Source organism: Bacillus sp. ILBB4, from assembly GCF_035064545.1.
Lineage (GTDB): Bacteria > Bacillota > Bacilli > Bacillales > Bacillaceae_H > Priestia.
In genome coordinates, this window is record NZ_JAIQVD010000001.1 from 719271 (window position 1) to 743217 (window position 23947).

Consider the following 23947-nt stretch of genomic DNA (forward strand, 5'->3'; position numbering starts at 1 on the left):
TTATACATATTCTTGAAAACAAAAGAAATCTCCTGCTGGCGTATCTACAGAAAGTTGCTTGTCTAAGCAGCGGAAGACATGTAAAATAAGAAAAAAACGTGTAGGAGGACTTTGGTTGTATGTCTAATAAGAAAATCCAAAAAACCATTGTGTTTTTAATGCTTCTTGTCATGTTAATATCTACGCTTTTAGCGGGACTTGCCATGTGGTTTTAATCGAGACTGATGACTAAAAACATAGATGCACTGCTTCTTTGTGCAATGCAAACATATAAAAAAGACTGGTGACTAGTCACCAGTCTTTTGCTGTATATTCACAATGCCTTTTTGAGCGGCTAACTCTTCAAAAGATTGATCTGTAGATACAATCCAGACTTTTGTACCTAACGGGACTTGATCGTATAAATGGCTTACTTCACGATTTTCTACGCGAATACAGCCATTCGATACATATTTACCGATGGAATCCGGCTGATTTGTACCGTGAATGCCATAAATACGTCCGTCAGTCTCTCTTGCATCAAACCCAATCCACCTTACACCTAGAGGATTTTGAGGAGCGCCTCCTTCAATATTATTTCTCCGATAATAAGGATTAACAGCTTTTACTGTTACCGTGAACTCCCCTTCGGGCGTCAGATTAACTGTTTTCCCCGTTGCTACTTTAATAATTTGTTTAATTTCTTTATTTTGAATATAAGCAAGCTCATTGCTCTGTTTATTAATAATAATATAAGGATCATTTGGCAACGGATTTTCTCCTAATGGCCAAACCGGAGATAGTAGTAAAAGGATAAAAGCAAACACATGCATGTAATCCACCACCTTACGTTAGTCCTAAGTAAAAGACAAGAGAGATATCTCTTGTCTTATTTAGTGTTCGTAAGCAAGCTAAACAACATGCATGCTGTTTAGCTTATTTTTAAGGTTTGTTTAATAACCAAATATTGTTCAATTTCTTTGACTACGTGCAGTAAATCGGCACGCGCTTCAAACTCTTCCCGTGTTTTGGGAAGCGGCATCTCTGCAAATGCTTCTCGTAAATGCTGAAGTTTGGCTAAAAATAATTTTGCTGTATTACCGGGGTGGATGGATAGACTTAATTCTTCAATGAAATCGGCAATCATGTAGCGCTGTTCTACCACCAAATCAATAGCGGTAATGAGAGGAAGCGTACGCTCAATAATTTCAAGCTGTTTTTCACGAATTTTAAAATAGCGGTAATAATAATTTTCCCCACGCACAAAATGATTTTCTACATCACGAAACGCAAGGCTTTTTGCTTTTTCTAAAATTTTTACCGTATCTGCAATTTCCTTACCGTCCCAACTGCTGTCATTGGTTCTGAGATACAGGGCAATTTCTTTTAACATCGACCGGAAATTTTCTTCAATTTCTTGCTGATACGTGCGAAGCTCTTGGTCTAAACTTGGCATGTATAAATTCACAAGCAGGGCAACACCTATCCCAATTACAATTAAGCCAAGTTCATTAAAGACGATTCCCCATGTCATATTTCCTTTGGAGTAAATATGAAGCAAAATAACGGAGCTTGTAACAATGCCTGCATTAACTTTGAATATAACCGTAACCGGGATAAACAAAAGCAGCATCAGTCCTATAACAAGTGGATGATAAGCAATCCCTTCAAAGAATATAAACGAAAACAGAATGGATAAAGAACAAGCAATAAAACGATCGCTTGCACTTCGCAACGATTTTTTCTTTGAATTTTGAATGCACAAAATGGTGATAATTCCAGCTGATACAAAAAACTCGAGGTGAAAGAACTGAGCTATAATAATAGCCAGTGATGTACCGACGGCTGTTTTAATTGTCCGGTACCCAATTTTAAATTTCATTTTCTAGACTCCTACATGTTGGTTTCTTTTTAGTGTGATAAAATACTCTATTCTTTATTAACACGAATAGAAAAATAACACAACCTTAAATCTTGCTGTACCGTATAAATTCCAATAAAAAAAGTGCAGAAAAGATCGTACTCTTCCTGCACTTTTTTATTATAAAATCTTTTCTAAGAAATCTTTAGCACGCTTGCTTTTAGGCGCTGAGAAAAATTCAGCCGGAGGCGCATCTTCAACAAGAACACCGCCGTCTAAAAACAGCACACGATCCGCTACTTCTCGTGCAAATCCCATTTCATGCGTTACAATGACCATCGTCATTCCTGTTTCTGTTAGCGACTTCATTACATCTAGTACTTCTTTTACCATCTCTGGATCTAATGCTGAGGTTGGTTCGTCAAACAGCATCACTTTCGGCTCCATTGCCAGTGCTCTGGCAATAGCTACACGCTGCTTTTGACCGCCCGATAAGCGATTTGGAAACTCGTTGGCTTTTTGAGCAAGTCCCACTTTTTGGAGTAATTCTTTGCCTTTAGCAACAGCCGTTTCTCTTGACACGCCTTTTACCGTCATCGGAGCATACGTCAAATTTTCAAGCACTGTCATATGTGGAAACAAGTGAAAATGCTGAAATACCATTCCTACGTTTTCACGCACACGCATAATGTTTGTTTTTTTATCTGTAATCACTTGACCGTTAATTGAAACTACTCCGCTCGTCGGTTCTTCAAGCAGGTTCATACAGCGTAAAAAAGTAGATTTACCAGAACCAGAAGGGCCAATAACAGCTACGACTTCTTTTTCTTTAATCGTAGTTGAAATACCTTTTAAAACTTCATTTTTACCAAATGATTTGTGTAAATTTTCAACGTTAATCACCTTTTCTCATTCTCCTCTCGACTGCTTTACCAAGGAGCGTTAAGCCCATTACCATTACATAATAAATCAACCCTGCAAAAATTAACGGTTCAAGGTAGGCGAATTTTTCTCCACCTACAATGTAAGCACGGCGCATAATGTCGAGTGCTCCAATAACTGTAACGATAGCTGATTCCTTTGTTAATGTAATGAACTCATTCATTAAAGCAGGTAAAATATTTTTAAGTGCCTGTGGCAAAATAATTTGTCCCATCATGCGGCGATAAGGAATTCCTAACGCTAATGCCGCTTCACGCTGTCCTTTATCAACAGCTAAAATACCAGCGCGAATAATTTCAGATATATATGCTGCAGAGTTTAGCCCGAACGCAGCAACGGCCGCTGGAAACGGGGCAATATCAAACCCGAGCAGCTGAGGTAATCCAAAGTATATTAATAATAATTGCAATACTAGCGGTGTTCCGCGAAACACGGACGTATATGCATCCGCAAACCATTGAAGAGGTTTATTGCGGCTGATTTTACATAAAGATAAAATAACTCCCAGCACAAACCCTAAAATTGCTGAAGCTAGGACTATCTGTATCGTTACCCCTATCCCTTTTAAAATATAAGGCATAGAAGGCACGATTTGCGAAAAATCCAAATTCATGCCTAGTTCCATTCCTCTCTAACTATCATTCTTATTTTTGGTCGTCAAACCACTTAACGATTAATTTATCTAATTCACCGTTTTCTTTCATTTTCTTTAATTCACGGTTAAAGTCATTCGTTAGCTTGCTGTCTTTAGGAAATGCGATTGCTGATCCTTTACTTGAATCTGGACGTCCTGTATCAGACATTTGCAAGCTTTTGTCTTTGTTCACATACCCTTTAGCTACTGTATCTTCAATAATCGCTGCATCGATACGATTTGATTTCATTTCTTGAATTAGTTCTGGAATACGGTCACGCGTTGTTACATTTACTCCGTCAACTTCTTTTGCAATTTCTTTTGCTTCGTCTGCTTGGATAGAAGAAGTTTGTACACCGACTGTTTTCCCTTTTAGTTCTTCTGCATTTTTAATTGGCGCATCTTTCTTCGATACAATCATGTTTTTTGCTTCATAATATACGTCTGAGAAGTTCACGTTCTTTTTACGCTTTTCAGTTGGCGTCATACCAGCTAAAACTAAATCGACTTTATTAGATTGTAAAGCTGGAATTAATCCGCCAAATTCCATATCCTTCACCTGTACGTCATAACCTAACTTTTTACCGATTGCTTTTGCTAAATCTACGTCAAATCCGATTGCTTCACTATCACCTTTTGCCGTATTAATATATTCAAATGGTGGGTAATCTGCTGATGTTCCCATTACTAGTACTTTTTTATCTTTGTCGTCGCTGCTTGCTCCGCCATTAGACGTTCCTTCTCCTGCTCCGCATGCAGCTAAAACGCCTGCTGTTAAAAGACCAATTGCCGTTACCGATAACCACTTCTTCAATTTCATCTTCGTTCCCCCTAGTTTATTCCTTACATTATTTTTTAAAAATTAATAATATTATGAAATAAGTTTTTTACTATTGCAAGTAAATGTCGAAATTTAAATATATATTCATATAAATGTATTTTAACACAACGTTATAAATATGCAATATCTTTTTTAAATATAAGTTTCACTATTTGAAAATACCTTTTCTCAACATTTTCCACTCTCTAGAAAGCCTGCATACAGATAGGTAAAAAAACGCATAAAAAAAGAAGCCGTTTAAAACGGCTTCTCTCTTACACTTCTTCACAATGCTGTTCGAATGCTTCTTGCAGCTTCATCACAACTGACATTGGCTCGTGGCCTTCAATTTCGTGACGTTCTACCATTGTGATAATTTTTCCGTCTTTTAATAAGGCGAAAGATGGAGACGAAGGCGGATAACCTTCAAAGTATTCGCGTGCACGCGCAGTTGCTTCTTTATCTTGCCCAGCAAATACTGTAACCAAGTTTGTTGGACGTTTATCATAATGTACAGCGTGCGCTGCAGCAGGTCTTGCAATACCTCCTGCACAACCGCAGACTGAATTCACCATTACAAGCGTTGTACCAGGCTTTTTAAACGTTTCATCTACCGCTTCAGCCGTCGTTAATTCTGTATAACCAGCAGCTGTAATTTCTTTACGGGCTTGACGAACAACGTCGTTCATAAACAAGTTAAAATCGATATTCATTTTCATACCTCCCTTTTGCTATCTATTCTTTATCATAGCAAACGAAAACTAAAAAGGCGATTGCTTTGACTCATTTTTTCTTGGTAATCAAGATTAAACAAGAAAAGAAATGGTGATACTATTTTTACAGCTAGAAAACCATACTCTTAACTCCCTAGTGTAGAAGGATCCGCATAAAATGCAGGATCCTTTTTTATATTTTCTTCATCGCCTGCTGGTAGGTTTTAATCAAGCGTTCGAGAGCTTCAGCCATTGTGACATCTCCCGTCATCATTTGTTTTTCAACATCCCCTAACGTTTGCTTAACTAAAGGATGTTCATAAAATGATTCTTGTAAATATTCATTAACACTTGCTTGTAACCATGCCTTCATTTGCTTTCGCCTTACTGTATAAAACAGATCATTTTTATTCATCCATTCCTTATAGTCACAAATTATCTTCCACAAGTCTTGAAACGATGCTTCTTCATAAGCAGAAGTTGTGATGACCTGTGGGTTCCACCCTCCAGAATGACCGTGAAGGAAACCGATGACGCTTTCGTATTCTTTTGCAGTCACTTCTGCTTTTAGCCGGTTATCCCCGTCTGCTTTGTTTACACAAATCAAATTAACCCATTCAAGCAGTCCTTTTTTAATTCCTTGCAAATCATCTCCTGCTCCGGTCAAAGCAAGCAGAACAAAGAAGTCTACCATCTCTTTTACAATTATTTCACCTTGGCCAACACCCATCGTTTCGACAAATATGATGTTATACCCAGCCGCTTCACAAAGAAAAATGGCTTCTCTCGTTTTAAGATGAACACCTCCAAGCGTTCCTTGAGAAGGTGAAGGACGGACAAAAGCGTTCTCTTGTTTGGTAAGCAGCTCCATTCTCGTTTTATCTCCTAAAATACTTCCTCCAGACAAGGTACTGCTTGGATCGACTGCCAAAACTGCAACGGAATGGCCATTTTTGCATAGGTACGACCCAAATTTGTCAATCAGCGTACTTTTTCCTGCTCCGGGTACGCCTGTAAAACCAATGCGCACTGAATGCCCCGTATGAGGATAGATTTCTTTAATCAGCTGTTGTGCTATTACTTTATGCTTCGGCGCTTTACTTTCAATTAAAGTAATGGCTTGAGCTAACGCTGTTCTTTTCCCTTCAAGCAGCCCTTGTGTATAATCTTGTACCGTTTTTAATTTCACCAATTGTCTTCACCAACTATTCTTCTAACCGTTTCTTTATTTCATGTAAGACGGAAACGGCCGCTTTTGGGATTACTGTTCCAGGTCCAAAGATTGCAGAAGCGCCGTGTTCTAAAAGAAATGAGTAGTCTTGTTTAGGAATAACGCCTCCGACAATAACAACGATATCGTCGCGCTCTAATTTCTTTAACTCATCAACAAGCTGCGGCAGTAACGTTTTATGCCCGGCTGCCAAAGAGCTTATGCCAATTACATGTACGTCGTTTTCTACAGCTTGCCTTGCTGTTTCTTGAGGCGTTTGAAATAAAGGACCAATATCAACATCAAAGCCAAGGTCAGCAAAGGCTGTTGAAATAACTTTCGATCCTCTGTCATGACCGTCTTGCCCCATTTTCGCGACTAAAATTCTTGGGCGTCTTCCTTCTTCCTCTAAAAATTCAGCCGTGAGCTTTCGAACTTCTTCGATTTGATCTCGATGCACAAACTCTGCACTGTATACCCCGCTGACTGACTTAGAAATAGCCTGATGTCTTCCAGCCACTTTCTCAATAGCTTCTGAAATTTCACCTAGTGTAGCTCTAGCTCTCGCAGCTTCAACCGCAAAAGCAAGGAGGTTCCCTTCACCTGTTTTGGCACAATTGGTCAGTCGATTAAGCGCTTCGATTACCGCTTGTTCGTTACGCTCACTGCGTATTTTCTTTAACTTTTCCAGCTGCTTCATTCGAACTGCTGTGTTATCAATATCAAGAATATCAAGCGGTTCTTCTTGCTCCGGCTGAAACTGATTCACACCTACAATAATTTCTGCCTGCGAGTCTATTCTTGCTTGTCTGCGCGCAGCGGCTTCTTCTATCTTCATTTTAGGTACGCCTGCTTCTATTGCTTTTGTCATTCCGCCGAGCTGCTCTATTTCTTCAAGGTGCTTCCACGCTTTTATCATTAATTCATTCGTTAATGATTCCACATAATAAGAGCCTCCCCAAGGATCAATAACGGAACAAATCTCCGTTTCATTTTGTAAATAAAGCTGCGTATTTCGGGCAATTCTAGCTGAAAAATCAGTTGGAAGAGCAATCGCTTCATCCAGTGCGTTTGTATGAAGCGACTGCGTATGTCCTGATACTGCAGCCAGAGCTTCGACGCATGTTCTAATAACATTATTAAATGGATCCTGCTCCGTTAAGCTCCATCCGGACGTTTGAGAATGCGTTCTAAGAGCTAGAGATTTAGGATTATCCGGCTCAAACTGCTTCATTAGTTTTGCCCAGAGCAGCCTCCCTGCTCTCATTTTCGCTACTTCCATAAAATAGTTCATTCCAATTGCCCAGAAAAAGGATAGCCTCGGAGCAAATGCGTCAATTGTAATTCCCGCTTTCAAGCCGGTTCGTACATATTCAAGTCCATCTGCAAGCGTATAAGCAAGCTCTAAGTCTGCTGGAGCACCTGCTTCTTGCATATGATAGCCTGATATACTGATACTGTTAAATTTCGGCATGTACTCCGCTGTATATTTAAAAATATCCGCAATGATTCGCATTGACATCTCAGGAGGATAAATATATGTATTGCGCACCATATATTCTTTTAAAATATCGTTTTGAATCGTTCCAGCCAGCTTTTCTTTTTTTACGCCTTGTTCTTCAGCTGTTACGATGTAGAAAGCTAAAATAGGAAGCACCGCCCCGTTCATCGTCATCGACACGGACATTTGGTCAAGCGGAATCCCTTCAAACAGCTGCTTCATATCCATCATTGAATCAATTGCAACACCTGCTTTCCCTACGTCTCCAACAACTCTTGGATGATCAGAGTCATAGCCGCGGTGGGTAGCGAGGTCAAAAGCAACAGACAGCCCTTTCTGTCCAGCAGCTAGGTTTCGGCGGTAAAAGGCATTGCTTTCCTCCGCCGTTGAGTATCCTGCATACTGTCTAATAGTCCAAGGCCGATTCACATACATCGTTGCATACGGTCCTCTCACAAACGGTGGGACACCAGGTGCAAAGTGAATAAAGTCGAGGTTATCTCTGTCTTTTTTTGTATACACTGATTTTAATTCAATTTGTTCATTTGTTTGAAAAGCAGTGTATGAACTTTGAGTCACGTCATCTTCTCTTTGCTGCTTTGAAAATGATAATGGAATATTAGAAAAAGAAGGCTTTTTATACATGAACTTCTACCTCCAAAGCACATAATAACTTCTTAACGCATTGAATAACATTCGTCTTAGGATGTATGACGCTCATTACACCTTTTTGCTGCCACTGCGTTTTGCGTGATACATGTTCTTCCCCTACTACGTACACATAAACAGAATCTTCCTCAAAATAAGTCATCGCTTTTGTTAAGAGCTTTTCCACGAGTTCATCATTTCCACAGATCACATATGCTTCGTGCTTTTGTTCATTCATCCAATCTGCTATCTCCACATAGGAATCTATGTTTTTAATTGTTTCACACGCAAAGCCTGCACTTTCAAATAAAGACCGGGCAATCTCAGCTTTTTTACGGCTGCTAGGATCGGTGAGCTCCATAATGCCAATGCTCATTCCCTTTGTATAAACCCGTATTTTTTCAAACTTCTCTGCTGCTCTCCACTTAGTGAGCGGCACAACACTGTCAGGCTGTGTCTGCTTCGCCATTTGTTTTAGCATCCACCCTGCTGTTACCCCTTTAGATGCTAGCTTTGTATAGTCCTCTAGCGAAAGATTTGATGAAAATTCCGAAGCGTTCTGATCACGGTATTTATCCATTTTTATTTCTTCTTTTTTAAACGGCGTGCTTTTTATCTCTTGAGATGCATCCTGTTGCTTAGGAGCATAGTGTGTGACTCCGATCAAGCGCTCAATTCGGCACTCTATATCCTCTTGTCTTTTTACTTTCATTTGTTCAACTTCATCTTGAATTCGCCCTTGTTTTAAAGCTTCTTCCATTCCGCCGTGGTCTTCAATGTTGCCAAATAACTCCCAAGCTTTTGTCATTAATTCATGTGTGTAGGCTTCAACGTACCAAGAGCCTCCGGCAGGATCCATTACTTTTGATATATGTGTTTCGTGCTGCAAAATTAAGTGAGTGTTACGGGCAAGGCGATGAGCGAACTGAGAAGATGAAGATGTGACGGAATCATATGGTTCAATATGCAGACTATCCGCTCCTCCTACAATAGAAGCAAATGCTTGAACCGTGCTCCTTAATGCATTTGTATACATGTCTTCTTTAGACTGTGTAAGATGTGACGTTTCCGTATGGATAAACGGCACTGAAACGGCCGTGTCATCAAAAGCACGAACCACATTTGCCCAAAGCATGCGAAAAGCACGAAGTTTTGATATTTCCATAAATAAATGTGAGCTAACTGAAAAAGAAAAGGTCATGTGAGGTAAAACTTGATGTAAGGACAAACCGCGTTTTATGCATTCATCAATATACTGCACCCCTGTAGCAAGCATATAAGCTAGTTCTTGAACAGCGTTTGCACCGCTGTTATGGTAAGGAATGCTTGATACAATGATCGTTTTGAGCTCTGGAACATTACTGTGAGCCAAACGCGTTGCGTATGCTAAATGATCGTATAAATCTCGAGTAGAAAGTGGAACTCTTCCATATTCAGCAAGGGTGCCGAGCGGATCCATTCCAACCGTTCCTTTTAGCTGTCTCATATTAAAGTTATGATCAACACAGTATGCTTTTAGAAACGAAAGAAGTGGAACGGATGTACATCCCGTATTTAAAAATAAAGGCACCGCTTCAAGAGCTACATGCTGAAACAAATGAGCAACATCCTCTAAAGTAGAAATTGTAGCGCCTGAGGCCACTTCAGCTTCAGTTGCTTCATCAACGTCTTTCCCTTGCCTCATTGCTTCACTGCATGTAAAAGCGGCCGTATTTTGTCCATTTCTCAAACTGTGTAAAAGAAGTTTATTGCTTTCTTTAATAGAAGGTAAGTCGATTTTTTGGGTGATTTCCCATTCCCCTAGTATGTATGATTCTTTACCGGCTCCTCTTAAACAATCTATTCCCGCCGGACTCTGCTGTAAGTAGTCTAAATGTGCCGTATCACTTTCGAAATAAAGCGGTTTCAAAAAGATGTTTTCTAACGTTTCTTTTGAAGAGATCGCGGTATTTTTGCTAACTTCCTGTGCCCAATCTTCTTTAGGTGTACGTGTAAATTCATGAAATGATAATGTATTTGTTTTCATTTCCATGCCCCTTTACAGTTAATAGCTGCCTGCTAAACCGAGATGATTACACTTTGAAGTTTGATGATTCTTCTTTTATTTTAATACATCTTTTACAAATTGTTCAATCATTGCTTCAAAATAAAAAGAGACCGAGACATAATTAACCTACGTTTACCATCACCATAAAAAAAATCCGAACGAGTTGGATTCTCTATCAAGAATCTCAATTCATCGTTCGGATCTTCCTTCAGCTAAAATATTTTGTGCCAGCCTCTGTTTTAATAGAGAGACGTATTCTCTTTAGAAGTAGATTCTAAAATCTCTTTAACTCTTGCCAAGAATCTGCCGCACACCAAGCCGTCTAACACGCGGTGATCAAGTGATAAACATAAGTTAACCATATCTCGAACAGCAATCATGTTATCAATAATAACCGGACGTTTTACAATAGATTCTACTTGTAAAATAGCCGCTTGCGGGTAATTAATAATCCCCATTGATTGCACGGAACCAAATGAGCCTGTGTTGTTAACAGTAAACGTTCCGCCCTGCATGTCTTCAGACTTCAATGAACCCGTACGAACTTTTTGCGCGAGCTCTGTAATTTCACGCGCAATGCCTTTGATTGTCTTTTCATCGGCTTGTTTAATAACCGGCACAAACAAAGCATCGTCTGTTGCAACAGCAATGGACACATTAATGTCTTTTTTCTGAACAATACGGTCTTCTGCCCACATTGAATTCATTTGAGGGAATTCTTTTAAAGCTTGAGCCACTGCTTTTACGAAGAACGCAAAATACGTTAAGTTAAAACCCTCTTTTTGTTTGAACTCCGTCTTTAATGCATCACGATAAGAAACTAAGTTCGTTACATCAACTTCAACCATTGTCCATGCATGCGGAATTTCGTGCTTGCTGCGAAGCATATTTGCTGCAATAGCTTTACGCACGCCTGTAACAGGGATTTCTTGATCTCCTGCTGCAGACACAACCGGCGCGGGCTGCTGCGTTTTTGGAGCAGCTGCCGCTACAGGTGCTTCTGGCTGAACTGTTGATGCAGGTGTTTCTTTCACTTCAGCAGCTCCGCCTTTTTCGATAACAGTTAAAATATCTTTTCTCGTAATGCGGCCGCCCGCCCCTGTTCCTGTCACGGTATCTAAATTAATATTATGTTCTTGTGACAGACGCATAACAGCTGGAGAGTACCGACTTTTATTGGATTGACTGTCCGCTGTTTTTGACGCTGATTCTTCTACAGTCTTATCAGACGTTTTCTGTTCTTTTTGAGGTACAGTTCCTTCTACTTCAATTAAACAAATCACTTCTCCTACAGGCAAAGTATCATCTTCACCTGCAATTAACTCTTTAATTGTTCCACTAAAAGAAGAAGGCACTTCAGCATTTACTTTATCCGTCATGACTTCAGCTAACGGGTCGTACTTATTTACGTGATCTCCAACAGAAACGAGCCATTTGCTAATTGTACCTTCTGTTACACTTTCACCGAGCTGCGGCATCGTAATTTTTTCAATAGCCAATTGATACAACTCCTTTTAAAATTGAGCTAATTCTCTCATTGCTTTTTCTACTTTATCTGGATTCACCATAAAATATTTTTCCATTGTTGGTGCATACGGCATAGCTGGAACATCAGGGCCAGCAAGGCGCTGAATTGGCGCATCTAAATCGAATAAGCAGTGTTCAGCAATAATAGCTGCTACTTCGCTCATGATGCTGCCTTCTTTGTTGTCTTCCGTTAAAAGCAGGACCTTACCTGTTTTAGATGCCGCTTCAATAATAGCTTCTTTATCAAGCGGATAGACCGTTCTTAAATCTAAGATGTGTGCTGAAATACCGTCTGCTTCCAGTTTTTCAGCAGCTTGAAGAGCAAAGTGTACACAAAGACCATATGTAATAACCGTGATGTCGTCTCCTTCTCTCTTTATATCTGCTTTGCCAATCGGAAGTACATAATCATCTTCAGGGACTTCTCCTTTAATCAAACGGTACGCACGCTTATGCTCAAAGAAAAGAACTGGATCATCATCACGAATAGCTGCTTTTAATAATCCTTTTACGTCATAAGGCGTAGAAGGCATCACAATCTTTAACCCTGGCGTATTGGCAAATAGCGCTTCAACAGATTGAGAATGATAAAGAGCACCGTGAACTCCGCCGCCGTAAGGAGCTCGAATTGTAATTGGACAACTCCAATCATTATTAGAACGATAGCGAATTTTCGCTGCTTCTGACACAATTTGATTGACTGCAGGCATAATAAAATCAGCAAATTGCATTTCAGCAATCGGACGCATGCCGTACATTGCTGCTCCGATTCCTACGCCTGCAATAGCAGACTCTGCAAGAGGTGTGTCAATGACTCTTTCTTCCCCGAACTGTTCGTATAGTCCGTTGGTTGCTTTAAATACGCCGCCTTTTTTCCCTACGTCTTCTCCTAATACAAACACGCGGGAATCTCTTTCCATTTCTTCACGAATGGCCATTGTTACTGCATCAATATATGAAATAACCGGCATATGTTCTCCTCCTTACTCACCGTACACGTATTTTAAAGCCGATTCCGCTTCTGCATAAGGAGCGTTTTCAGCATAATCTGTTGCATCATTAACGATGTTCATAATATCATCAAGCATTTGTTTTTCTCGTTCATCGGTTAACACGTTAACCTCTTTTAAATAAGTCGCAAAGTACGCAAGCGGATCGCTCTTTTTAGCTTCAGACAATTCTTCTGCTCCGCGATATGCACGATCATCGTCATCACTTGAATGGGCAGTCATACGCTCTGAAACAGTTTCAATAAGAGTAGGCCCTTCTCCTCTGGATGCACGATCTCTTGCTTCTTTTACCACTCGGTATACTTCAAGGACGTCGTTTCCATCAATTGTGTAGCCTGGCATGCCATATCCAATTGCACGATCAGATACTTTTGCGCATCCTAGCTGCTTTTCAACCGGAACAGAAATCGCATACTTGTTATTTTCACACATAAAGATAACAGGAAGCTTATGAACACCTGCAAAGTTCGCGCCTTCGTGGAAATCTCCTTGGTTGGAAGATCCTTCTCCAAACGTAACAAACGTTACTAAGTCTTTTTTCTCCAATCGTCCTGCTAAAGCGATTCCTACTGCATGAGGCACCTGTGTTGTAACCGGAGAAGATCCTGTTACAATTCGCTTTTCCTTATGCCCAAAGTGACCTGGCATTTGACGACCTCCTGAGTTTGGATCTTCTGCTTTAGCAAACCCAGAAAGCATTAAATCACGCGCAGTCATTCCAAATGCTAGCACAACACCCAGATCGCGGTAATAAGGTAATATGTAATCATTCTCTCTATTTAAGGCAAAAGCTGCGCCAACTTGAGCGGCTTCTTGACCTTGACATGAAATAACAAAAGGCACCTTCCCTGCACGATTTAATAACCACATACGCTCATCAATTTTTCGTGCAAGCAGCATAGTGCGGTACATTTCAAGTACTTGTTCATCAGTTAATCCTAATGATTCATGACGGTTTTTTGTCATGTTTAAACCTCCTTTAATCATCAAAAATGAATCGCTTTTCCATCTACAGCTAATGAAGCTTCTCCTATCGCTTCTGAAAGGCTAGGGTGAGGATGAATGGTATGAGCAATTTCCCATGGTGTAGCATCCAATACCTTTGCAAGACCTGCTTCAGAAATCATATCCGTCACGTGAGGTCCAATCATATGCACACCAAGGACATCATTTGTGTCGGCATCAGCAATAATTTTAACAAATCCCTCTGCCTCTCCATATACAAGAGCTTTTCCAACGGCCTTAAACGGAAACTTTCCAACCTTCAGCTGAAACCCTTGCTGTTTTGCTTCTTGTTCTGTTAATCCTACACTTGCTGCCTCCGGGCTGCTGTATACGCATTTAGAGATTGTTGTATAATCAATCTTCAAAGGCTTTTCACCATGTAAATGCTCAACAGCTACAATTCCTTCGTGAGAAGCTACATGTGCAAGCTGCAGTCCGCCAATCACATCTCCAATTGCGTAGATATGAGATTCTTTCGTTTGATAAAAATCATTTGTGGCAATCACACCGTTTTCTACTACAATATCGGTATTCTCGAGACCAATTCCTTCGACATTCGCTTGACGCCCTACAGATACAAGCAGCTTTTCTGCTTCATATTCTTGCATATCGTCTCCTACTTGAGCGGAAATTTTCACCTGACCACCAATAGACAGTGTATCAGCCATTACTTTAGCAGAAGTAATAATGGTAACTCCTTTTGCTTTTAAAAGCTTCGTCATTTCACGGGAGATATCTTGATCTTCTGTTGGTAAAATTCGATCGCTGTATTCAACAACCGTTACATCAACATCAAAATCTGTGAGCATTGACGCCCATTCAATTCCGATAACGCCGCCTCCCACAATAATAATAGAAGCAGGAAGTGTTTCCATCTTTAATGCTTCATCTGAAGTGATTACTTTCTCTCCGTCAATCGTTAAACCAGGTAATGTTCTAGGACGAGACCCGGTTGCGACAATTACATTCTTTGGAATAAGCATTTCGTTCTCTTCACCGCTTTTTAATTCGACGGAGATAGTTCCTGGCATAGGAGAAAAAATAGAAGGTCCTAAAATACGTCCAATTCCTTCATATACCTCAATTTTACCTTTTTTCATTAACTGTTTGACACCATTATGTAACTGTGAAACAATTTCTGACTTTCGTTCTTGTACACGTGCATAGTTCAATAGTACATTGGACGTTTCTACGCCAAATTCACTGCTTTTCTTAGCCGTTTGATAGACTTCTGCACTTCTTAGTAAAGCTTTGCTTGGGATACACCCTGCGTGCAGGCATGTGCCGCCTAACTTATTTTTTTCCACAACCGCTACCGATAGACCTAACTGAGAGGCACGAATAGCTGCTACGTACCCTCCGGTTCCACCGCCGAGAATGACCAAATCATATTCTTTTGCCACACTGCTTCACACCTTTCTGCAAACGCTATTAAGCGCCTTTATATTCCTTCACTTCTTCTTCACCTGTAAGCACTCGTAGAGCCCCTTCAGCTAGCGCTTGAAGCTCATTTTCTCCAGGATAAACAATGACATCTGCAATCCACTTTACATGATTAATAATCAGCTCAACAAACGCTTTTGAATAAGCAATGCCTCCTGTTAAAATAATGGCATCTACTTTTCCATGCAATACCGTACTGGCAGCTCCAATTTCCTTCGAAATTTGATAAGCCATTGCTTCGTAGATAAGCTTAGCTTTTTCGTTTCCATTTTTCACCATCAATTCGACTTTCTGCACGTCAGATGTGCCCAAATAACCGACAAGCCCGCCTTTTCCTACAAGCATTTTCATAATCTCCCCGCGGTAATACTGACCTGAAAAGCAAAGACGAACTAATTCACCAACCGGTACACCGCCAGCGCGCTCTGGACTAAAAGGACCGTCACCGTGCAGGCCATTGTTCACATCAATTACTTTTCCGCGTTGATGAACTCCGACTGTAATGCCTCCACCCATATGGGTAACAATAACGTTCATTTGTTCATATGTGCTATTCATTTCTTTAGCCACTTTTCGAGCAACCGATTTTTGATTCAGCGCGTGAAAGATGCTTTTCCTTTCCATAAAAGGAGTTCCTGAGATACGAGCGATGTCACTTAGCTCATCTACCACCACTGGATCAACAATGTACGCTGGAATATTTAATCCAGACGCAATCTCAAACGCTAAAATCCCACCTAAATTTGAAGCATGATGGCCGGCATAACCGTCTTTTAAATCTTTGAGCATGGCTTGATTTACTTCATATGTGCCGCCTTCAATCGGGCGTAAAAGCCCTCCTCTTCCACATACTGCACTTAATTTAGATAAATTAATCCCTTCTTCATCAAGTGCCTCTAAAATCGAGTTTTTACGGAACTCATACTGTGCATATATCGTCTCAAACTGATTCATTTGCTGTGAATCGTAGCGGATTGTTCGATCAAAAATTGGTTTATCGTTGTGAAACACGCCAATTTTTGTGGACGTTGAACCCGGATTTATTATCAGCATTCGATATTCGTGCATATCCAACACATGTCCTCCTACCTTATCATTCTCATAAATGAAGGCTAGGTCGAAAGGATTTCATTTATTCCTTTTGCCTAGCCTTCAGCTCAAACATTAGCGCGTATGACGTCTACTTAAAATATGCTGTCCATTTTGTAAAAATTGACTGCGTGAACGACGCAGCTTTTCAATTCTTTCTTCAGCTAAGCGATCTGCTGCTAGATAGGTTGGAATGCCATCTCGCTTTGAGATTTCAACTACCTTTTCAATATTATCATAAATACCTTCAACTTTTTTCAGCGCACGCTCACGGTTATACCCAACTAGCTCATCAGCTACGTTAATAACGCCTCCTGCGTTAATAACATAGTCGGGTGCATATACAATGCCTAATTCATGAATTAAATCACCATGACGCGTTTCTTTCAATTGATTATTAGCTGCCCCTGCAATAACTTTTGCTTTTATTTGAGGGATCGTTTCATCGTTAATCGTTGCTCCGAGTGCACAAGGAGCATAGATATCACATTCTACACCATAAATATCATTCGGGTCTACTGCTTGCGCACCAAATTCTTCTACCGCACGCTGAACAGCTTCTTTATTAATATCCGTTACAATAAGTTTCGCTCCTTCTTCGTGAAGGTGGCGGCATAAATTATACGCTACGTTTCCTACACCTTGGACAGCTACTACTTTTCCTTCAAGCATATCTGTTCCAAATGCTTCTTTTGCTGCTGCTTTAATTCCTCGGTATACGCCGTAGGCTGTGACTGGTGATGGATTGCCTGATGAACCAAAAGCAGGAGATACACCCGTTACATAATCCGTTTCCTCATATACAATATCCATATCCTCTACCGTTGTGCCCACATCTTCTGCTGTAATATATCGACCATTTAACCCTTGAATAAAGCGACCAAATGCACGGAACATCGCTTCATTTTTGTCTTTGCGAGGATCTCCGATAATAACCGTTTTCCCTCCTCCTAAATTCAAGCCTGCTGCTGCATTTTTATAAGTCATTCCGCGTGATAGACGAAGCGCATCTTCAATTGCAGCCTCTTCTGATTCATATGTCCACATTCTCGTACCGCCTAGAGCTGGTCCAATTGTTGTATCGTGAATCGCAATAATGGCTTTTAAGCCTGAATCTTTATCTTGGCAAAATAATAACTGCTCGTAATCGTATGTTTCCATATAGTCAAAAATTTTCATTGTTAGTGCCTCCTAAGAATTCTGTTGGGCGACGCTGATAGCAAGCGCCAGTGAGTATAATTTACTTTCTGATGAATCTGCTCTGGATGTTAAGACGACCGGAGCTTTTGCTCCTGCTAGAATAGCTCCAACTTTTGCTTTAGCAAAATAAATGAGGGATTTATATAAGACGTTCCCTGTTTCAATTGCTGGAACGAGTAATATATCTGCTTGACCGGCAACTTCACTTTGAATGCCTTTTTGCTTGGCTGCTTCTATGTTAATGGCATTGTCGAGTGCTAAAGGTCCATCAATAACGCAGCCTTTAATTTGTCCTCTGCGGTTCATCTGTGTAAGAAGCGCAGCCTCTACTGTTGCAGGCATCAAAGGGTTCACAACTTCAACCGCTGCAATAGGAGCTACCTTTGGCATCTCTACCCCAATAGAGTGGGCAACGTTCACCGCATTTTGAATGATTTGAACTTTCTCTTCCAGAGATGGCGTAATATTCATAGCTGCATCTGTTACAAGAATCGGACGGTCATAGTGAGGAACGTCAAACACAGCTACATGTGATAAAACATTTCCCGTACGCAAACCATGCTCTTTATTTAACACAGCTTTTAAGATAAGCGATGTGGATAAATTCCCTTTCATTACGATATGAGCTTGACCTTGCTGAACTGAACGCACAGCCAATTGAGCCGCTTCTAAAACGGACTCCGTATGTACGACCGTCACAGCCTTATGAGTGAGTAAGGATGGGCGGTACTGCCTGAATAATTCATTAATTGTCGTTTCGTTGCCAAACAAAATAAATTCAGAAACTTTCCTTGACACAGCTTCATACACTGCCTCAATTGTTTCTAAGTCTTCAGCTGCAGCAACAGCAACAGTCAAAGAAGACTGCTTAGCAACCCGAGATAAGATGGTAGCAAGAGTCATGGAATGTTCGACCTCTCCTTTTTCATTCTTTCGTTTGCCCCGTTTTAAAGAGCATACTGCGCGTTTAGGCAGTCACCTAAAATACATGCAAGATTTGTGCCATCCTCTGCATATATTACATAATATAGCTGCTTATATCCTTTCTTACGCACAAAAAAAATTTTTTTATTGATTCTAACAACAAATAGAAAAAAAGAATACCTCTTTATTTATATGCAACAAACTGCATACCATGCATTTTATTGCATGCTGTTATTTGCAAGATTGTATTTTTCCAACTTATAATACAAAGAACGCAGGGAAATATTAAGCTGTTTTGCTGTTTTCGTTCGGTTATACTCGTTTGCAAGCAGCACTTTTTGAATAAGTTCCGCTTCGTAATTTTCCATCATGTGCGCTAAAGTCTTCCCTTCGAACATTACCTCTTCATTCACCTGATTTTTTTCTTTATTGCCCTTGCCTTCAAGTGAAGGGAGATGAACAGAATCAATCATTGTTTCTGTATAGTGCATATAAATAATCGCTCTACCTAATATGTTTTCAAGCTCTCTGACATTTCCTGGCCAGTCGTATGATCTTAATGACTGTAAAGCCCGCTCTGTTACTCCTTCAACATGTCGGCCGTAATCTTGATTAATTTTTGTAATTAAGTGTGTAACAAGCGCACCAATATCCTCTTTTCTCTTCCGAAGTGGAGGTATGTGAATCGGAATTTTGTTTAGCCGATAATACAAGTCCTGTCTGATGCTCCCATCAGCCATTCCTTTTTCTAAATTCACATTCGTAGCTGCAATAACGCGAACATTCACCGGAATAGGAGTCGTTCCTCCAACGCGAATAAGCTCTTTTTCTTGAAGAACCCGAAGCAGCTTAGCCTGCATATGAGCTGAGAGCTCCCCGATTTCATCTAAAAAGATGCTACCGTTATTGGCTTCTTCAAAAACGCCGCGTTTCCCGCCTCTTTTTGCCCCGGAAAAAGCTCCTTCTTCGTACCCAAAAAGTTCACTTTCAAGCAAAGACTCAGAAAGCGCAGCACAGTTAATCCGGACAAATTTATTAAACTTTCGGCTGCTCGCATTATGAATAGCATGTGCAAACAACTCTTTACCCGTCCCAGATTCACCTCTAAGCAAAACAGTAGCTGGTGTTTTAGCAGCAAGTCTAGCCTGCTCAATTGCTAACTGAAACTCTTCAGATTGACCAATGATATCAGCAAATGAATATTTCGCTTCAAGCGTTCGGATAATTTGACGCGCTCTTTTGAGTTCATTTGTAAGCTCTTGAATTTCAGACATATCATGAATAACGCCAACGCTGCCTTTTAATTTTCCATCAACAATAACGGGTGCAACATTCACAACTACGTCTCTTTTACTCGGACCGAGCCTCATCCTTACACCTCGAACAGGACGCCTTGTTTGCAGCACCTTCATGTGCATACTGTCTCCTTCAGAGATATCGGCAGTCGCGGGCTGACCAATAATATCCGTCTTTTTTAAACCCGTAATTCTCGTATAAGCAGGATTAATTAAAATCCCTCTTCCTTCTTCATCCACAACCGAAATAGCTTCTTCAGAAGATTGAATAATAGCTTGAAGCATAGTTTGTACTTCTTTTAAGTTCGTAACTTCTTCTGCCAATCCGACAACGTCCGTAATATCTTTAAAAATCGAAAAGGCCCCAAACAGCTCTCCATTCTCGTCGAGTATTGGTATTCTAGTCGTAATTACCTTGCGTCCGCTATCTAACACAAATTCACTATTTTGATCAATCGTTTTTGTATGAAGAACATCAACAAGTTTACTATTTGGAATGACTTTATGAAGATGCTTACCAATTACATCTCTGTGTGAAAAGTTCGTCAAACGCTCGGCACTTTGATTAAATAGCGTAATATATCCATTCCTATCAATCACGACCATCGCATCATGAGCCGCGTTAAAAATAAGATCATATTTATACGATTCTTGCTTTAACCGCTGAATTAACTCTTCTTTTTCCTCCATCAGATTGGCCATAATTTCAGCAACCAATCCCGGCACTACCAGTGCATCAGCGGGTTTGCTTCTTTGCAATTGTTGAAAGACGCCTTGTTTACCTGTTGTTTCAACAATGACATCGAGCTGCTTTGTCATATAAGGCTCCCAATTCATTCCGGTTGAAATATCTTGTTCTTGCGCATGCAAAACAGCCGGCGCGTTAGCTCGTACGTCTACTACACCAATCACTTTCATAAATTCTGTTTCCAACAAGATTTTCAGAATAGCTAATCCGCCTTTTCCTCCTCCAACAATCAACACATTTTGCATATTTTTTCACCTTTTCTACTTAATATGTACATATTCCGTGCAAAATATTGCATATACCTATCATATAAAAAAAGAAACACTCTTGACAATTTATTTAGTTCTTTTATGATTCAAGTATAACGGTTTCGTAATGTAAACGCATTCATTTTAAAAAAAGAGAAGCGAAAGGAGCAATTATGGTTCGAATTATCGCACTGCTAATCTTACTTATTCCTGGTATACTCGCTGGCTATGGCATTAAACTTATGAGAGATATGATTTTTGGCATCCTGCAATCCCCGTTCCCTTCTTTATTTTTGCAATTTTCAGTCGGTGTTCTATTATTTTTAATCGGCCTTGGATTTGTTGCTGGCTTTATTCTGCACAGAGACCGCAAGCGAAACAAAGTTCAAGACAGATTTCAAAAAGATAAAAAAACATCGCATTAATGCGATGTTTTTTTACGAAAAGCGCCCTCCAAATTGCTTCACCATTTTTTCTGGATAATCGGTAATAACGGATTCACATCCATATTTTCGAAGCTGCTCAGCTACTTTTACATCATTTACTGTGTAAGGTCGCACTGGAATTTGACAATCTTTTGAAGCGGCTACATTTACTTCATTAACGGTACGCTGATTAGGGTGAAGAGCTTTTGCGCCAAGATGCTGCGCATATACCCAAGGCTCATACATCGGATAAGAATATAAAATAGCTGTTTCAATCGTAGAATCCAGAGAACCAATTCGGGCTAAGCTGTTATGATTAAAAGATGAAATCATCGTTCGATCCTTCATCTTGTATAAATAAATTAAATCCAAGACTTTCATTTCCAAGTATGGATAGTCAAATATATTGTTTTTCAACTCAATATTTACGCTAATTCCTTCACTTAAAGCCCACTCCATTACTTCATTTAACGTGGGGATTTTACATACTCCATACTTTTTTTTGAACTTATAGCTCGCATCTAATTTTTGTAAATCTTGATACGTAAAATCTTTTACATACCCTTTTCCATTCGTCGTTCGATCTACTTTTTCATCATGAATTACAGCAAGTTCTCCATCCTTTGTCATATGCACATCAAGTTCAATTCCATGTGCTCCAACTCTCGCTGCTTCTTTGAAGGAAATCATCGTATTTTCAGGAAACGTTCCAGCTGCGCCGCGATGACCTATTACAAACATACTTGCTCAACTCCTCTATTATCACTTATTATTAACTTTAGCATTACTTAATAGTGAAAGCACGAATTTACTGTTTATACTTTTTTACTTTCATTACTTTATATGCAAAAGGAGGTCGTTGTGTATGAGACCACTGCAAATTTCACCGGATACAGCCGTAAAATTAGCGGAACAATTAAATATCCCCCTCGAGCAATTAATGCATATGCCTCAGCATATTTTGCTGCAGAAACTTGCTGAATTAAATGCGAGCGAAGATAAAAAAGGATCTGAATAACAGATCCTTTTTTCTTTCGAATTTTCATTTCCAAAAATAGTATTACCTTATCACTTCATTCCCCATAACATATATTAGAATATTTAATAATATAAATGTATTTTTAAAAATGCTTTTAGATAAGTAATTTAATACTTTTTTGTGTATATTTAATTATTTTTTGATTTTTCCATATAATTTCATTGACGAAATTATTGTTTTTCTACTAAAATAAAAATACATTATATTTATTCCGGTACTTATATTCTGATTTTTTGATCAATTCAAAAAAAAAAAAAAAAAAGAATTAAATAGTATGAGAAAAATTTAGGGGGACTTCATTATGCAAGCAGCTGTACAACACGAAAATCAGCAGCCAAATGGGTCTAGGAAAAAACATCCTCCTGGACTGTACTTATTATTCGCTACTGAGGCATGGGAAAGGTTTAGTTATTATGGAATGAGAGCCATTCTGGTTCTTTATTTAACTGCTACCGCTGCTCAAGGTGGACTCGGGGTAGATAAAGCAACTGCACTGAGCTTATATGGAACATTCACTAGTGCTGTTTACATTACGCCAATGATTGGCGGATATTTAACAGACCGCTTCCTCGGAAGAAGGTTAGCCATCACTATCGGTGGTGTGATTATGGCACTTGGGAATTTTTCCATCTTCATTCACCAAAGTGTAGCCGCTTTGTATATCGGACTTGCTTTATTAATTATCGGAAACGGATTTTTCAAACCAAATATCTCCACATTGGTCGGAGATCTGTATGAAGAAAATGATCCTCGCCGTGACGGTGCTTTTACCATTTTTTATATGGGTATTAACTTTGGTGCATTTTTCGCACCGTTAGTTGTTGGATTAATGAGTTACAAATACGGATTTTTAACAGCAGCTATTGGAATGGTTGTTGGACAAATTTTATTTAACCTACTGGCTAATCGCTACTTAGGTGATATCGGGAAAGAGCCTACAGGAAAAGTTCACGCAGCGGCATCTCAAACATCAACTGCTCCGCTGACAGTACGAGAAAAGAAAAGAACGGTTGCTATCGTTATTCTAGCCTTCGTTGTTATTGCTTTCTGGACAGCTTTTGAACAGGCTGGAAGTTCTTTAACGCTATATGCTCAAGATCAAATTAATCGTCAAATAGGTAGTTTCACGGTTCCAACAGAGTGGTTCCAATCATTGAATCCGCTGTTTATCATGATTTTAGCACCAATTATGTCACTAGTTTGGTACAAGCTAGGAAATTCAAAACGCGGTGATTTCAAAACGCCAACAAAAATGGGTATGGGACTTGTAACAGTCGGATTAGGATTCTTAATTTTAATTCCGGCCGTTATGTATACTGGTAATGATCCAGCTTTAAAAGTAAATATCCTGTTCATGATTTTCACTTACTTCCTGCACACGCTAGCTGAGCTTATGATTTCGCCAGTAGGGTTGTCTATGGTAAGTAGACTAGCTCCATTAAAGCTTGCTTCTCTTTTAATGGGCGTATGGATGGCAAGCTCTGCTGTCGCTAATAAGCTAGCGGGTGTTCTTGCATCTTATACACAGTCTTTAGGTTATTTCGATATCTTCAGCTTAATCGGGGCTGTAACAATTGTACTTGGAATTATTGTTCTGTTCCTTTCAAAACCGATTGCTAAATTAATGGATTAAAAAAAG

Annotated in this window: 22 protein-coding genes; 4 read left to right on the forward strand and 18 right to left on the reverse strand. The window is 39.7% G+C overall.

What is annotated here, in order from left to right:
• Positions 1-119 precede the first annotated feature (119 nt).
• Positions 120-215, forward strand: a complete 96-nt coding sequence (gene prli42 / locus LAV82_RS03845; RefSeq protein ID WP_149917156.1) for a stressosome-associated protein Prli42 — start codon at positions 120-122, stop codon at positions 213-215.
• 72 nt (positions 216-287) lie between these two features.
• Here prli42 and LAV82_RS03850 read toward each other — a convergent pair whose 3' ends face one another.
• The 17 genes from LAV82_RS03850 to LAV82_RS03930 all read right to left on the reverse strand — a co-directional run bounded on the left by LAV82_RS03850 (position 288) and on the right by LAV82_RS03930 (position 20841).
• A complete protein-coding gene (locus tag LAV82_RS03850; RefSeq protein WP_013059111.1) occupies positions 288-812 on the reverse strand; it encodes a L,D-transpeptidase in 525 nt (174 codons plus the stop codon).
• 98 nt (positions 813-910) lie between these two features.
• Positions 911-1861, reverse strand: coding sequence for an aromatic acid exporter family protein (locus LAV82_RS03855; RefSeq protein ID WP_013059112.1), 951 nt, complete (start codon positions 1859-1861; stop codon positions 911-913).
• A 159-nt stretch (positions 1862-2020) separates the two neighbouring features.
• On the reverse strand, positions 2021-2743 hold the full coding sequence (locus LAV82_RS03860; RefSeq protein WP_013059113.1) for an amino acid ABC transporter ATP-binding protein: 723 nt from the start codon (positions 2741-2743) through the stop codon (positions 2021-2023).
• Positions 2736-3395, reverse strand: coding sequence for an amino acid ABC transporter permease (locus LAV82_RS03865; RefSeq protein ID WP_013059114.1), 660 nt, complete (start codon positions 3393-3395; stop codon positions 2736-2738). The genes LAV82_RS03860 and LAV82_RS03865 overlap by 8 nt, the downstream gene beginning before the upstream one ends.
• Before the next feature lie 31 nt (positions 3396-3426).
• Positions 3427-4230 (reverse strand): transporter substrate-binding domain-containing protein, encoded by an 804-nt coding sequence (locus LAV82_RS03870; RefSeq protein WP_499715738.1) that lies wholly within the window; start codon positions 4228-4230, stop codon positions 3427-3429.
• A gap of 281 nt (positions 4231-4511) precedes the next feature.
• Entirely contained in the window at positions 4512-4949 is a 438-nt protein-coding gene (locus LAV82_RS03875; protein WP_013059116.1) for a BrxA/BrxB family bacilliredoxin, read from the reverse strand.
• A gap of 193 nt (positions 4950-5142) precedes the next feature.
• Positions 5143-6138 carry a methylmalonyl Co-A mutase-associated GTPase MeaB gene (gene meaB, locus LAV82_RS03880; protein WP_211077312.1) on the reverse strand — a complete coding sequence of 332 codons (996 nt, stop codon included), beginning with the start codon at positions 6136-6138 and terminating at the stop codon, positions 5143-5145.
• Positions 6139-6154: 16 nt separating this feature from the next.
• Entirely contained in the window at positions 6155-8305 is a 2151-nt protein-coding gene (gene scpA, locus LAV82_RS03885) for a methylmalonyl-CoA mutase (protein WP_053487729.1), read from the reverse strand.
• On the reverse strand, positions 8298-10334 hold the full coding sequence (locus LAV82_RS03890; RefSeq protein WP_499715670.1) for a methylmalonyl-CoA mutase family protein: 2037 nt from the start codon (positions 10332-10334) through the stop codon (positions 8298-8300). Before LAV82_RS03890 ends, scpA begins: the two co-directional genes overlap by 8 nt.
• Positions 10335-10594: 260 nt before the next feature.
• Positions 10595-11854: a dihydrolipoamide acetyltransferase family protein gene (locus LAV82_RS03895; RefSeq protein ID WP_499715671.1), complete on the reverse strand. Its 1260-nt coding sequence runs from the start codon at positions 11852-11854 to the stop codon at positions 10595-10597.
• Between the two features lie 15 nt (positions 11855-11869).
• On the reverse strand, positions 11870-12853 hold the full coding sequence (locus LAV82_RS03900; protein ID WP_013059121.1) for an alpha-ketoacid dehydrogenase subunit beta: 984 nt from the start codon (positions 12851-12853) through the stop codon (positions 11870-11872).
• A gap of 12 nt (positions 12854-12865) precedes the next feature.
• A complete protein-coding gene (locus LAV82_RS03905) occupies positions 12866-13858 on the reverse strand; it encodes a thiamine pyrophosphate-dependent dehydrogenase E1 component subunit alpha (RefSeq protein WP_499715672.1) in 993 nt (330 codons plus the stop codon).
• A 20-nt stretch (positions 13859-13878) separates the two neighbouring features.
• Positions 13879-15300 carry a dihydrolipoyl dehydrogenase gene (gene lpdA / locus LAV82_RS03910; protein WP_499715673.1) on the reverse strand — a complete coding sequence of 474 codons (1422 nt, stop codon included), beginning with the start codon at positions 15298-15300 and terminating at the stop codon, positions 13879-13881.
• A 28-nt stretch (positions 15301-15328) separates the two neighbouring features.
• The gene (buk, locus tag LAV82_RS03915; protein ID WP_372585232.1) at positions 15329-16408 is read right to left on the reverse strand and encodes a butyrate kinase; all 1080 of its coding nucleotides are present in this window, start codon (positions 16406-16408) and stop codon (positions 15329-15331) included.
• 96 nt (positions 16409-16504) lie between these two features.
• Positions 16505-17608 carry a branched-chain amino acid dehydrogenase gene (bcd, locus tag LAV82_RS03920; protein ID WP_013059125.1) on the reverse strand — a complete coding sequence of 368 codons (1104 nt, stop codon included), beginning with the start codon at positions 17606-17608 and terminating at the stop codon, positions 16505-16507.
• 12 nt (positions 17609-17620) lie between these two features.
• Complete coding sequence (gene yqiS, locus LAV82_RS03925; RefSeq protein ID WP_029320246.1) at positions 17621-18532, reverse strand: phosphate butyryltransferase; 912 nt, start codon at positions 18530-18532, stop codon at positions 17621-17623.
• A 239-nt stretch (positions 18533-18771) separates the two neighbouring features.
• Entirely contained in the window at positions 18772-20841 is a 2070-nt protein-coding gene (locus LAV82_RS03930; RefSeq protein ID WP_013059127.1) for a sigma-54 interaction domain-containing protein, read from the reverse strand.
• Positions 20842-21017: 176 nt separating this feature from the next.
• Between LAV82_RS03930 and LAV82_RS03935 the strand changes: the two genes are divergently transcribed.
• The gene (locus LAV82_RS03935; protein WP_211077308.1) at positions 21018-21269 is read left to right on the forward strand and encodes a DUF2627 domain-containing protein; all 252 of its coding nucleotides are present in this window, start codon (positions 21018-21020) and stop codon (positions 21267-21269) included.
• Positions 21270-21281: 12 nt separating this feature from the next.
• Here the strand turns inward: LAV82_RS03935 and LAV82_RS03940 are convergent, their stop codons facing one another.
• On the reverse strand, positions 21282-22010 hold the full coding sequence (locus LAV82_RS03940) for a glycerophosphodiester phosphodiesterase (protein ID WP_013059129.1): 729 nt from the start codon (positions 22008-22010) through the stop codon (positions 21282-21284).
• Positions 22011-22134: 124 nt separating this feature from the next.
• Here LAV82_RS03940 and LAV82_RS03945 point away from each other — a divergent pair, with 124 nt between their 5' ends.
• The gene (locus LAV82_RS03945) at positions 22135-22287 is read left to right on the forward strand and encodes a YycC family protein (protein WP_013059130.1); all 153 of its coding nucleotides are present in this window, start codon (positions 22135-22137) and stop codon (positions 22285-22287) included.
• 322 nt (positions 22288-22609) lie between these two features.
• Complete coding sequence (locus LAV82_RS03950) at positions 22610-23941, forward strand: peptide MFS transporter (protein ID WP_013059131.1); 1332 nt, start codon at positions 22610-22612, stop codon at positions 23939-23941.
• Positions 23942-23947 lie beyond the last annotated feature (6 nt).